Below are 12,912 nucleotides of genomic sequence, written 5' to 3'. Positions count from 1 at the left end.
ATATTTTTCGCAGGCTTTTATGCATTTTTTACCCGCAAAAACGAAGTACTGATAACGAATTGATTAGGAAAATATTGCACGCAGGGCATTTTACTAGCCGCTGAAAATGTACTTTTGCAAAAAAAGTAGATAACACAATGAATATCATTGAAGAATTAAGCTGGCGGGGAATGATCCAGGATATGATGCCCGGAACCGAAGAACAACTGAAAAAGGAAGTTACTACTGGTTATATCGGCTTTGATCCCACGGCTACCAGCCTGCATATTGGCAGCCTGGTTCCCATATTGTTATTGATGCACCTCCAGAAAGCCGGTCATAAACCCCTGGCCCTGATTGGTGGCGCTACCGGGATGATCGGGGACCCCAGCGGCAAAAGCGAAGAACGTAATTTATTGGATGAGAATACATTAGAACAAAACGTATCTGGTATTAAAGCACAATTGGAGCGCTTTTTAAATTTTGACAGTAACCTGCCCAACGCGGCCGAAATTGTTAACAATTATACCTGGTTTAAAAATATCAGCTTTATTGATTTTTTACGCGACACCGGCAAACATATTACGGTTAACTACATGATGGCCAAGGACAGCGTGAAAAAACGTTTTGAAGGTGAAGTGGGCATCAGTTATACCGAATTTGCCTACCAGTTAATGCAAGGCTATGATTACTACTGGCTTAGCGAAAACAAAAACTGTAAGCTACAAATGGGCGGCAGTGACCAGTGGGGTAATATCACTACCGGTACCGAACTGGTAAGACGTAAATCCGGAAAAGAGGCTTTTGCCTTTACCTGCCCGCTGATCAAAAAAGCTGATGGCACCAAGTTCGGTAAAACCGAATCCGGCAATGTTTGGCTGGATGCCGAAAGAACCAGTCCTTACCAGTTTTACCAGTTCTGGTTAAATGCCAGTGATGTGGACGCCGCCAACTGGATCAAGATCTTTACATTCCTGACCAAAGAAGAGGTGGAAAGTTTATTGGCTCAACACGCACAAAACCCTGCCGACCGGTTGGTACAGAAAAAATTAGCAGAAGAAGTGACCGTACTGGTACATGGACGTGAAAAGTACGACCAGGCTGTAGCCACCACACAAAAACTTTTCACTAAAAATGCCGACAATGACAGCGAACTCACATTAGAGGACCTGGAAAATATCGAGGGTATCGTTAAAGCGGGTTACGAGGCAGCCAAAATAAAAGAAGGCGTTAATATTGTTTCCTTACTGGCCGAAACCGGTGTATTTGCCAGCAAGGGTGAAGCCCGGAAAATGGTGCAGGGAGGCGGGGTAAGTATCAACCGCCAAAAGGTAGATGATATACAGGCCACGATCACAGACAGTCATTTATTACATGATAAATATATCCTGGTGCAAAAAGGGAAAAGAAATTACTACCTGATACAGGCTCAATAAATAAAAAAGGACGGCTGATCACCGTCCTTTTTTATTCTTTCATTCATTTATTGCCGTTACCGCTTTGTTGTTTCAATATACGAGGTTTCATTCTGGCGGGAGAAACTAATGTTCTGATCAGCAGAAGTATTATTGGCCACCCTGTTGCGATAGTTTTTAAAATGACTTTGCCACTTTAATCTCAAAACGCCCAGAATACCTTCTTTGATAATACCTTTATTCATTTTAGAAACACCATAGGTACGGTCCTGGAAAATAATAGGTACTTCTTTAATTTTAAAGCCAAGCTTCCAGGCGGCAAATTTCATTTCGATCTGGAAGGCATATCCCACAAATCTTATCTCGTCTAAATTGATCGTTTCTAAAACTCTTTTCCGGTAACACACAAAACCGGCTGTAGCATCCTTCACCGGCATCCACGTAATTAAACGTGTATAAAAAGAAGCGCCTTTTGATAATACAATCCTGTTGGTAGGCCAGTTTACCACTCCGCCGCCTTTTACATATCTTGAACCAACGGCAACATCGGCTCCGTTATTTTTACAGGCATCATACAAACGAGGCAGATCAGCAGGATTATGTGAAAAATCCGCATCCATTTCAAAAATAAACTCATACCCTTTCCGGATACTCCATTTAAATCCATGAATATAAGCTGTACCTAATCCTAATTTACCGGTACGTTGCTCCAGAAAAAGCTGGCCTGCAAATTTTTGTTGTAATTCCTGTACAATTTGTGCAGTGCCATCCGGTGAGCCGTCATCAATTACCAACACATGAAAACCTTCATGCAGGTTAAAAATAGCATGCAGAATGTTAGAGATATTCTCTCTTTCATTATAAGTTGGTATAATAACAATTTTTTCCAAAACGCTTATTAAACTCGATATCTGTTACAAAAATACTTGAATAAAGAGGTTGATATTGTTAATTTTCTATATCTCCTTAACCTTACTATTTATAAAAATAAAAAATTATCCTTTCTTCAGTTTAATTCTGGTGAAAATTTCGGTCAACTTCTGTTTGGTATTTTGCGGAAAATCGCCACGCATCATCCAGTCATAGTATTGAGGTTCAGCAGTAAGCACCTCGGCTACGGATTTACCCTTGTATTTTCCGAAATTAAATATCTCCACCCCGTTTTCCATCACAAACCGGCGGGCAAAGTCTACAATTACCTCCTCTCCTATGGTTTTATTGATGGTTTCCAGGGTCCGTCCTAATTCAGGATACCTGTCCAGTTGCGCCAATAATATTTCGTAGGTAGCTGTTGCATCTGCTTCCGCGCTATGGGCATTCTCAAGGGTTCTATTGCAATAAAATTTATAGGCCGCACTCAAGGTACGTTGTTCCATCTTATGAAAAATATTCTGTACGTCAACCATCTTACGGCCTTTCATCTCAAAAACCACACCTGCACGCAGGAATTCTTCATTTAACAAAGGAATATCAAAACGGTTCGAATTATAACCCCCTAAATCGCAGCCGTCCAGCATTTGCTTCAGTTCCTGTGCTACCTGTTTAAAGGTAGGCGCATCTTTCACCATCTCATCCGTAATACCATGAATATCGGATGAGCTTTTAGGAATGGGCATCTCCGGATTGATCAGTTTACGTTTTACCGTCTTTGTTCCGTCGGGTAAAATTTTCACAATAGCTATCTCCAATATCCTGTCCGTACCCAGGTTGATACCCGTGGTCTCTAAATCAATGAAAGCAAGCGGTTTTGTTAAATGCAACATGCTATTAGGTTTGCGTTTTTTTGAAAGGGGTAAAGATAGGGGATATCATAAAAACTACGAAACAATACTCTGCCCTTAACTCCTGCTATACCAAACGTAAAAAGCAGGCCCGGGGCCTGCTTTACCACTTTTCTTTCCCTCACTTAATATTTAGCCGAAAAACGGCCGTTACTGATCGTTATTTTTGTTTTCTTTGAATCGTTGCCTAATTGCCCGCTGAAACTGCCTCTTATCTCCCCATCATTTATTTCATCGATGGTTACCGAAAAACCCGTGGCGCCATCTCCACCTATTGCGTAACCGTTCGTCCCATCACTGAACAGGATCGTAATACCATTTACCGTTCCGCCTGATTGAGTATGTACTCCCTTTGTAATGATAGCAGGAATAGATAGCTGGCAGGTTTGCGGCGGCAGTTTAACCGATGCGGTTGTTAATACGATCAACGGGTCTACTTTTACCGAGGTGCTCAAGGTGAGGGATGATTTAAAATCACCGCTGGCCGCCCCGCTGTAGGTAGCCGTTATTTCACACTGTCCTTTGGACAGTCCGCCATCCACACCCGATTTAGAACAGGCCGTAAAGACCGATAAAAGACAAATACAAGCCACAACAGGTAATAACAGGTTAATTTTTTTCATACTTTGGTTTTTTGATAGCCCAAACATAATATCCGGCCCACCCCTGCACACTACCCTTAGCAGGGTATTTTGTTTCATTTCTAAAAACTGTTATACATTTATTGTATGGAATGGGTATGGATCATTTTAGGCATTGTATTAATCATCACCGGTATTGCCGGCAGTATACTGCCCTTATTACCCGGCCCGCCAATTGCCTATGTTGGCCTGCTTATTCAGCAGTTCAGAAGTCCTGACCCTTTCAGCAGCGAATTCTTATGGATATGGGCTGCTGTTATTATCGTATCACTCGTACTGGATTATATGATCCCTATCTGGGGCACCAAAAAATACGGTGGCACCAAATACGGCGTATGGGGTTGCACCCTGGGCTTTTTACTTGCTTTCTGGATGGGGCCGATCGGCGTGATCGCCGGACCTTTTATCGGTGCTTTTATAGGTGAAAGTATTGCCGGCCAAAGCACTAACCAATCATTAAAAGCGGCCTGGGGTTCCTTTGTGGGTTTCCTGTTCGGATCATTGCTTAAATTGATCCTTTGTTTTTTAATGCTGTATTATCTTATTAAAACAATTTGAGGAATGTAGGATTTAGGATTTCAGATTTCAGATTTGAGAATTTAGAATTCTGATCGCTGAACGCTGAATGCTGATTTCACATTTACTTATCAAAGCTTTACTTATTTTAGCGCTGCGAAAACATATCCGTTTTCTATTATCGAACTATGAAGTACGCAGTCCTGTTTCTTTTATTCCTGTTTGGTACGGCTATGGGCAGTTTTGGGCAAACCATTGAAGCCGAAAAGCCACAACAGACCGTTAATGTCTACAACCTGGATAGTTTACCCCTGTCAGAAATTGATATTCCAATACAGGTAAGCCTGAAGCCGGTTTATGCCATGGCTGAAAAGAATGTGGACCTTGTTTTTACCTCACCTAATTATCCTAATGACTGGGTACAGGCCGGTTGCGATACCCGGTACAAATACAGTTTCCGGCGAAGTTATTTACAGTTAAGCGGTAAGGACAATATGCTCAATCTTTGGTTTACCGGTTATTATAAAATCATCGGCTCTACCCGTGCCTGTATCAGCGGCACAGCAGTATCGCCATGGACACCCGCCTGTAAATGCGGTTTTGATGAACCGGAAAGAAAAGTGAATGTTTCCTTTACCAATTATTTTACCCTTTACCCCGATTATAAAGTAAAACTGACCATCAACCGCGATGCTCCCCGGCCACTGGACAAATGCGAGGTTTGTTTCTGGGGCCAGGATATTACGCAGCAGGTGTTGAGTGGCTTGATTGCCGAACTGGATGCTGCTAAAGCCGAACTGGATAAGAATTTTGGCACCATTGATCTCAAACCACAGTTTCAGCAGGTATGGGATTTATTAAACAAACCTGTGGGAGTGTACGGTATGGGATGGCTGCAGGTTAACCCCGAAAAAATAAGAGTGAACTCTTTATTCGTAAAAGGCGATTCGCTGCATATTAATTTAGGCCTCTCTGCAAGGCCGGTAGTACAGTTAGAAAAACCAAAGGATAAAACTTCATGGGTACCTAATATTGCCAAGTTCACCGATCACAAAGGATTTAATATCTACACAGATGCCATTCTTGATTATGACTCTTTAAGCAATATCCTGAGCGAACAGATCAAGGGCCAGGAGTTTGCATTTAAAAAAGGTATCATTAAAAAACGTTTTGTTTTTAATAGCTGTAAAGTAATCGGCACTGATAAGGAAAAATTATTACTGGAAGTAAAATTCTCCGGCACCGATAAAGGCACTATTTATATGAAAGGTACGCCGGTATATGATAAAGCCACCCGTAAGCTGGAGATCGCCGATATTGATTTTGATATTAAAACAAGAGATGCTTTATTAAAAGGAGCCGATTGGCTGTTCAACAAACGTATTACCAGCGAAATAAGCAAGTTTGCACGATATGACCTGGGTGCGCTGATCGACTCGTCCAAACAAACCATTGATGCACAACTCAACCAGGAATGGGTAAAGGGTGTACGCACCGAAGGAAAAATAAACCAGGTGGAACTCATTGCTATTTACCCCATGAGTAAACAACTGGTGGTACGTGCCAACTGTAATGGCGAACTTGCCGTTAAAGTGGAGTCGATTGATTTTGCGATGTAATATCCTTATCCTCCGCAATAGGATTGGTTACTTTAAAAGAAAAATTACGCTGTGCCAGGTAACTCACTACAATTACTACTCCGGTTGTAAAAACCTGGGCAAAGATGGCATACACATGTAACTGCTCAACCAGTACTTTGAGTAAAATATAGTTGAGAAAGAGGTTAAATATCCATACCATTAAATACCTGATCATCTGCACGCCCCAACGCACATTGGAGTCGGAAAACACCACGTACCGGGCCATAAAAAATCCAATAGGGAAACAAATACAAAAACTGAAGAACAGGGCTGCCACGTGTGCTTTAAAAGCGATGAAACCCAGGTCAAGGTCCTGCTCATGTAAAATATATTTGTAGCTGACCGCATAAATAATAAAACCCAGTAATGCATTTCCCCCGCCGGCAGCCGCATACCGGAAGGTCTGCAGGTTCATGATCTTTTTAAAAGGCGGGTAAAAAAAATCAATTACGGGAATAATAAAATTGCGGGTGCTATGTATCAGCTGTTTCATGTATAGCTTCAAAAATAATGTAACAAAGCTGTTATTTAATATATTTTACGCAAAAATAATTGAATGTACCGGGTGAGCGAACCCGTCAACGGTCTTTGCCCGGCTGTATTCCTGTCGTTGAAGTGTACACCCTGCAACTATACTGCAGCGGCCTGCGCAAGGAGCCATGAACTAAGCACTATGGCTGACAATCAAAAAACCGCCGGCTTGCCATGCAACTTAACAGGGTTAGGCCTGCAGGGTTAAAATCCGTTTCCGTATTTTTGCGCAAATTAGTTAAGGATGAACATTGTAGACCAGATAAAAGAACATGCGCAGCAAGCTATAAAGAATGTTTTTGAACAGGAAGTGGGTTACGAACTGCTTACCGTTAACAGTACCAAGCCTGAATTTGACGGCGATTATACCCTGGTATTGTTCTCTTTTGTCAAACAACTGCGTAAATCTCCGGAGCAGATCGGTGAGGCGCTGGGACAAAATATGGTGCAGCAATTCCCCGAATTTTACAGCAGCTACAATGTGATCAAAGGTTTTTTAAACCTGGTAGTGACCGATGTTTACTGGATCGGTTATTTGCAGCATAATTTTGCGAAAACCACTTTTACCATTCCCCAGGCAAAGGCCAAAAAAATAGTATTGGAGTATGCATCACCCAATACCAATAAACCCCTGCATTTAGGACATTTAAGAAATATATTCCTGGGCTGGAGTATGGCCGAAATCTTACAACATTGTGGTCACGATGTGGTAAAGACCTGTATTGTGAACGACAGGGGCATCCATATCTGTAAATCCATGCTGGCCTGGCAAAAGCTGGCTAACGGGGCTACTCCTGAATCAACTAATATGAAAGGCGACCATTTTGTGGGTCACTATTATGTATTATTTGAAAATGAATTAAAAGCGGAGGCGCAGCCAATCATTGATAAGATCATAGGCGGCAATATCAGTGGTTATGATGAAGCCACCACCACCCAGTTACAGAAACTCACAACGGCTTTATCGAAAGCAACAGACGAAGAAAAGCAAAGCAAGATAAAAGATGATATAAAAGAAATTGCCCGTAACCAGACCCCTATTATGCAGGAAGCAAAAGCCATGTTACAGCAATGGGAAGCAGGGGATGAAACCGTGCTCGCACTCTGGAAAAAAATGAATGGCTGGGTATACGAAGGTTTTGACGCAACCTATAGCCGTATCGGCGCTGACTTTGCCAAAACCTATTATGAAAGCGAGACTTATTTACCCGGTAAAAAATTTGTGGAAGCAGGCCTGGAACAGGGTATTTTTTATAAAAAAGAAGACAATAGTACCTGGGTGGATCTGACCCCTGATGGACTGGATGAAAAATTATTATTAAGAGGCAACGGCACTTCCGTTTATATTACGCAGGACCTGGGACTGGCACAGGAAAAATATGATGATTTTAAATACGACGAGAGCAGTTATGTAATTGCTGATGAGCAGAATTATCACATGAAGGTATTGAAACTCATCCTGCAGAAATTAGGTAAGCCTTATGCCGACGGAATCTTTCACCTGAGTTATGGCATGGTGGAATTACCCAGCGGCCGTATGAAAAGCCGGGAGGGTACAGTAGTAGATGCCGATGATATTATGGACGAGATGAACCTGGTAGCCAAAACTAAAACCGAAGAGCTGGGTAAGGTAAAAGATTTTTCCGAAGCGGAGTTGCACGAGCTATATGAAACCATCGGCTTAGGCGCTTTAAAATTCTTCCTGTTAAGGGTTGATCCCAAAAAGAAAATGATCTTTAATCCCGAGGAAAGCATCGAGTTCCATGGATTTACCGGGCCGTTTGTTCAATACACACATGCCCGTATCAAATCCATGTTACGTAAGGAGTTTGCCGATGCCAATATAACAAAAGACAGTACCAGCCTTTTACCTAAAGAGAAAGCATTGGTAGTGTTATTAGAGCAATATGATACCATTACCCTGCAGGCAGCCCAGGAACACAACCCTTCATTACTGGCCATGTATGCTTTTGAAATAGCCAAAGCATTCAATACTTTATATGCCGAGTTATCTATTTTGAATGCAGAGTCGGAAGAAAAGAAACACCTGCGTTTACAAATAAGTCAATTAACAGCCGGTGTAATTGCCAGCACCATGCAGTTATTAGGCATCAGGGTTCCCGAAAGAATGTAACTGTTAACAGATATGATTAAAAAACGAAGCCCCTTGCTATCAAGGGGCTTTATTAATATTACTCTTTTTTCACTGTGTCAGCCGGCTCGGTCTTTTTCTTTTTATTCAGTAATTTATCCAGGGTATTTTTAATTGTTTTCTCAGCCGCTTTTTTGGTATCGTTCACCCCGCCACTTTTTACCGTATCCTTATTACCCAGTATCTGTTTAATAGCTTCATCCTTCACATCCTTTATCACCTGGTTTTTAATGGCATTCACCGAATCGCGGATAGTCGCTTTTGCACTATCAACTTTTGCCTGTGCAAACTCTGTAGCCTGCTCCTTCATATCGGCAATAGCGTCACCGGCAACCTCTTTTAAATCTGTTTTAATAGTAGGGTTTGTCAGACTGCCGCCCATTTTTACATTCAGGTTAATGATCTCACTGTTATTCAGTGGTATGCCTTTTTTCACCGCCTGTGAGATCAAACCATTTACCAGGTTATTGGCATCCTTACCAATATATTTACGGGGTACTTTTAGGGCAATAATATAATCAATGGTCTGGTCAATACCATGCATACCACCGATCTGCATTTCTATATCCTGCACCTTCACGGTAAATGGTTTAATAAATACTTTGCCATGATCAAATTCAAAAGTATTCTTAATATCCTTCAGGGTTATAGATTGCAGTTCTTTAATCTGTAAAGTGTTCGCCAGTTTTTCCAGCGGTGCAAATTTCCGTAAAGCGCCTTCCAGCAATAACAGGTTACCGTTACCCGTAAGGCTGCTCAGGTCGGGCATCATACCACTGGTCAGGTTACCGGTCATACTTAACTGGGAGTTCAACTTGCCTGCCAGGAACTGACCAATGGGCATTAATTTCTGTACCGTGTTAAAAGCAAAGAATGTTTTTTGAATATCCACATCCTTCACATCATAGCTGATGGCAATATCCGGCTCTTTTTTATCTGTTTTGGTGGAATAGGAACCATTAACCGTTACCACACCATCCAATGCTTCGGTTCGCAGCTGTTGTAAACGAATGGTCTGGTCGGCAATACTTACCTGCCCATTTACATTTTTATACGACACTTTATCATAGTTCACCTCCCCTACTTTGGCCTGCAGGGCCAGGTTTAAATTACCCGGTACCACAAAAGCAGTGCTGCCACCACCAGTAGTGTTCGTTTCCTCCTTGGCCGTTGCTGGTGTTTCATCACCCATCCATTGGTTTAAGTTCATTTTATCCACGTTCACCTGTGCTGTGCCTTTCAAAGGCTCATCTTTTAATGCATACCCAATTAAATTATGGATCAGGGCGCTGGCATTAAAGTTTGAGCCAAGGTACTGTGCCGTTAGCTGTGATATATTTACATTTTGCGGATTAAAGCTGGCATTCATCACCGGTATTTTAATACCCGTAGGATAATCAGGTGCGGTATAGTTTACATTTTGTAAAGATGCAGTACCACCCAGGTTAATTTTATCATATTCGCCTTTATCAATTGCCGTTTTGTTACCTGCAAATTGTACATCGGCATTTAACAAACCGCTTAAGCTGGTACCTGGTTCAAAGCTCACAAATTGTTTTACATTATCCAACGTAAAACGTCCTTTGGCATTGCCCTTAAAGTTCAACACCGACATAGGCTGGTTTACCTGCAGGTTAAACTGTATAGGATCCTGGCCCACCTGTATATGACCATTTGTTATATCAACCGCAGTATTGTCTGCTACCCCACCGGTATTGTTTACCTGTATTTTCATATTACCATTACTGATGGGCTGCGGAAAATCACCGGAACTGTAAAAAAGATTAACTACATCCAAAAAACCACCTGCCGTAAAATTGCCGCTCTGTGTAGTTAAAGCCTTCATCGCCCCTTTGGCAAAAATATCGGCATTCACTTTACCGGATAGTTTGGTATTACCCTCCAGTTTTATAAACTGGCTCAGTTGTGCCAGGTCCAGGTTGCCTTTTGCTGCCGCATCAATATACTGTACCGTCTCTGGTTGTTTTAGTAAAAACCTGAAATCAAAAGGTGTATTATCCATCTCCAGGTGTCCTTTGGAAAGATCAATTACCGTATTATCCGGCCGGCCATCAGGGTTACTGGCGTGTAAAGCGATCTGGATATTTTTTACGGGCTTGGGCAGGTCAGGATATTGAAAGGAACCATCAGTTACCTGCAGCTTTACATCATAGGCCGGTAGTTGTGCGGGGCTGTAAGTACCTTTTGCAAAGCCTTCAAACGCGGCCTTACCATCCGTCTTTATTTTATCAAAATCGGTTTTATAAATAGCCGGTATCAGCGACAATATATCTTTAAACTCGTTGGAGGGTGTTTTAAAGTTAATATCCATGTTATAAGTGCTGTCGTTCACCAGCTGTATAAACCCACCTGCAGAGAGCTTGAGGTTATTTAAAGCAATATCATCCGTCTTAAAACTGTATTTATTATTACTGCTTTCAATGGCAATATCCGCATCAATGCTGGTTTTGGTGTTTACCAGGTAAGGCACACCCGCATACGTAAAATTCACCGCATCGGTTTTGGTATCTGTAAACAGGGTAAATGCATCCTGGTTAAAATCGCCGCTTCCTTTATGGTTCAGGCCTGCTATTTCAGCATACATGCCGCTTACATCATCGGCGTATGTAATATACCCGTCGCTGATGGCATATTCTTTTAAATGCAGAGAGAAAGGAGATGTTGTTGTATCTGCAGGGTCCAGGTTGGTGGTGTCGCCATCACTGCGTACAATATCCCAGTTAGGCTGGCCGTCCTTATTTACTTTTGCAAAAATGCGCGGCGACTCAATATATACACCCCCTACTTTTATATCCTCACCTTTGATAATGCTGATCAGGTTGGCCGACACATCTATGGACCTGGCCGAGAGTAAAGTATCACCGGTAAAAGTTTGATTACCTACAATACTGATATCACTCACGCTGATGGCCACCCGGGGAAAATGCCGGAATAAAGAAAGACTGGCGTCCTTAAAATCAACTTTTGCCGTTAAAGCTTTATTGATCTCCTTTTTTACCAGGTTGGTAATTTGTTTTTTAAAAACAATCGGAATAATAAACGCCAAAGCCAATAATACCAGCAAACTAATGCCTGATATCTTTAGTATTTTTTTTAACCGTTTCTTCATTATAACAAAGTGATTTTTATGATTAACAGGAATATTACCCATAAAAAATACCGGTAATATTATTGGTGGTTCAGGCGGGCAAAAGCCGCATATACAGAGCGTTATGTACAAAATTGCAAATATAAAGCCAGAATGTCAAGCATCCTGGCTTATTTAACAAGTTAGTAGTACGCCCTGCAACGGTATAGTATTACCTGCTGAGGCTATACATACAATTTTCGCTTTCCATTATCAACAGCATTGATACAATCGGCATAAATAATATCGGCAATGGCGGCAGGTTCGGTCCAGCCCGATGTATCCGCATCCGGCATTCCTTTTTTATTCTCGGGTGTATTGATAATATTGGGTACCACCACTTTGGCAATCACATCCTTATTCTCATTAGAAGCATTCAGCACATCTGCCAGGTGGAACAGTAAAGATTTTGACAGGCCGTAAGCCACCATAGCTTTGGCCTTATGCGTATCCTCCCCCGGTAAGGATCCGACCAGGTATATACGCCCCGTACCCCGTTGCATCATATGCTGCCATACCGGCCGGGCAATATGAAAAGCCGTATAAAAATTTAATTGCACCATTTTTTCTATGCCGGCAGCGGTTGTTTTTTCTATATTACCCATAGCAAAGCCTCCTACAGTAAGTACAGCGGCTTTTATATCTTTATTTTTCCGTATTGCCGTTTCAGTAAACGCCTTTGCCGCTGCATCATCCGTAAGGTCAACCGTTATATCCTCCCATATTACACCACCCTTCGCCACAGCAAAAACATCGCCCTTATGTACCGTACCAAATACATGGTATTTTTCGGAAAAGAATTTCTGTGCCACTGCCTTACCTAAGTTACCCGAAGTGCCTGTTACTATTACTGATTGCATATAATGTGTTTAAGGTATTGAAATTACGAAAAAGGTGGAAAGCGGAAAGCTGAATGCTTAAAGCGGAAAGCATAAAAATCCCGCTGCAAATACTTACAGCGGGATCTGGTATAATCTTTTTTGGCTTCAGCCCGAATATCAGTTAACTGACATACTGCCGGCCCGGATAATGAGTCTTTCCCGGCAGATTAACAGGCGAAAGGTAGGATGCTGGTCCAGTATGGTAGTAATGATGACTGTAAAGCTAAG

The 12,912-nt window shown here is 41.9% G+C and carries 10 protein-coding genes; 4 read left to right on the top strand and 6 right to left on the bottom strand.

Features of this window, described 5'->3' with window-relative positions; translation table 11 throughout:
* Positions 1 to 137: 137 nt before the first annotated feature.
* The gene (gene tyrS / locus ACFS6H_RS12395) at positions 138 to 1,415 is read left to right on the top strand and encodes a tyrosine--tRNA ligase (RefSeq protein ID WP_386099017.1); all 1,278 of its coding nucleotides are present in this window, start codon (positions 138 to 140) and stop codon (positions 1,413 to 1,415) included.
* A 56-nt stretch (positions 1,416 to 1,471) separates the two neighbouring features.
* Here tyrS and ACFS6H_RS12390 read toward each other — a convergent pair whose 3' ends face one another.
* From ACFS6H_RS12390 to ACFS6H_RS12380, 3 genes are all read right to left on the bottom strand, one after another.
* Positions 1,472 to 2,284: a polyprenol monophosphomannose synthase gene (locus tag ACFS6H_RS12390; RefSeq protein ID WP_386099014.1), complete on the bottom strand. Its 813-nt coding sequence runs from the start codon at positions 2,282 to 2,284 to the stop codon at positions 1,472 to 1,474.
* A gap of 105 nt (positions 2,285 to 2,389) precedes the next feature.
* Positions 2,390 to 3,157 carry an exonuclease domain-containing protein gene (locus ACFS6H_RS12385; RefSeq protein ID WP_386099011.1) on the bottom strand — a complete coding sequence of 256 codons (768 nt, stop codon included), beginning with the start codon at positions 3,155 to 3,157 and terminating at the stop codon, positions 2,390 to 2,392.
* 143 nt (positions 3,158 to 3,300) lie between these two features.
* The gene (locus ACFS6H_RS12380; RefSeq protein ID WP_386099008.1) at positions 3,301 to 3,798 is read right to left on the bottom strand and encodes a hypothetical protein; all 498 of its coding nucleotides are present in this window, start codon (positions 3,796 to 3,798) and stop codon (positions 3,301 to 3,303) included.
* 105 nt (positions 3,799 to 3,903) lie between these two features.
* On the opposite strand from ACFS6H_RS12380, the gene ACFS6H_RS12375 reads away from it, so the two are divergent.
* Together ACFS6H_RS12375 and ACFS6H_RS12370 are read left to right on the top strand one after the other, a co-directional pair.
* A complete protein-coding gene (locus ACFS6H_RS12375) occupies positions 3,904 to 4,374 on the top strand; it encodes a DUF456 domain-containing protein (protein WP_386099005.1) in 471 nt (156 codons plus the stop codon).
* Positions 4,375 to 4,520: 146 nt separating this feature from the next.
* Positions 4,521 to 5,951, top strand: a complete 1,431-nt coding sequence (locus tag ACFS6H_RS12370; RefSeq protein WP_386099002.1) for a DUF4403 family protein — start codon at positions 4,521 to 4,523, stop codon at positions 5,949 to 5,951.
* On the opposite strand, the gene ACFS6H_RS12365 is transcribed toward ACFS6H_RS12370, so the two are convergent.
* The gene (locus tag ACFS6H_RS12365) at positions 5,920 to 6,465 is read right to left on the bottom strand and encodes a GtrA family protein (protein WP_386098999.1); all 546 of its coding nucleotides are present in this window, start codon (positions 6,463 to 6,465) and stop codon (positions 5,920 to 5,922) included. The two genes, ACFS6H_RS12370 and ACFS6H_RS12365, sit on opposite strands and share 32 nt — an antisense overlap.
* Before the next feature lie 282 nt (positions 6,466 to 6,747).
* On the opposite strand from ACFS6H_RS12365, the gene argS reads away from it, so the two are divergent.
* A complete protein-coding gene (gene argS, locus ACFS6H_RS12360) occupies positions 6,748 to 8,637 on the top strand; it encodes an arginine--tRNA ligase (RefSeq protein WP_386098996.1) in 1,890 nt (629 codons plus the stop codon).
* 58 nt (positions 8,638 to 8,695) lie between these two features.
* Here the strand turns inward: argS and ACFS6H_RS12355 are convergent, their stop codons facing one another.
* Positions 8,696 to 11,785, bottom strand: coding sequence for an AsmA-like C-terminal region-containing protein (locus tag ACFS6H_RS12355; protein WP_386098993.1), 3,090 nt, complete (start codon positions 11,783 to 11,785; stop codon positions 8,696 to 8,698).
* A gap of 203 nt (positions 11,786 to 11,988) precedes the next feature.
* Entirely contained in the window at positions 11,989 to 12,663 is a 675-nt protein-coding gene (locus ACFS6H_RS12350) for an SDR family NAD(P)-dependent oxidoreductase (protein WP_386098990.1), read from the bottom strand.
* Positions 12,664 to 12,912 lie beyond the last annotated feature (249 nt).

Source organism: Terrimonas rubra, from assembly GCF_042686025.1.
Classification (GTDB): Bacteria; Bacteroidota; Bacteroidia; order Chitinophagales; family Chitinophagaceae; genus Terrimonas; species Terrimonas rubra.
This window is presented reverse-complemented; position numbering and strand designations above follow the sequence as displayed.

Coding starts and splice junctions, on each gene's coding strand:
- tyrS (WP_386099017.1), top strand. CDS start 138: ATGAATATCATTGAAGAATTAAGCTGGCGGGGAATGATCCAGGATATG.
- ACFS6H_RS12385 (WP_386099011.1), bottom strand. CDS start 3,157: ATGTTGCATTTAACAAAACCGCTTGCTTTCATTGATTTAGAGACCACG.
- ACFS6H_RS12380 (WP_386099008.1), bottom strand. CDS start 3,798: ATGAAAAAAATTAACCTGTTATTACCTGTTGTGGCTTGTATTTGTCTT.
- ACFS6H_RS12375 (WP_386099005.1), top strand. CDS start 3,904: ATGGAATGGGTATGGATCATTTTAGGCATTGTATTAATCATCACCGGT.
- ACFS6H_RS12370 (WP_386099002.1), top strand. CDS start 4,521: ATGAAGTACGCAGTCCTGTTTCTTTTATTCCTGTTTGGTACGGCTATG.
- ACFS6H_RS12365 (WP_386098999.1), bottom strand. CDS start 6,465: ATGAAACAGCTGATACATAGCACCCGCAATTTTATTATTCCCGTAATT.
- argS (WP_386098996.1), top strand. CDS start 6,748: ATGAACATTGTAGACCAGATAAAAGAACATGCGCAGCAAGCTATAAAG.
- ACFS6H_RS12355 (WP_386098993.1), bottom strand. CDS start 11,785: ATGAAGAAACGGTTAAAAAAAATACTAAAGATATCAGGCATTAGTTTG.
- ACFS6H_RS12350 (WP_386098990.1), bottom strand. CDS start 12,663: ATGCAATCAGTAATAGTAACAGGCACTTCGGGTAACTTAGGTAAGGCA.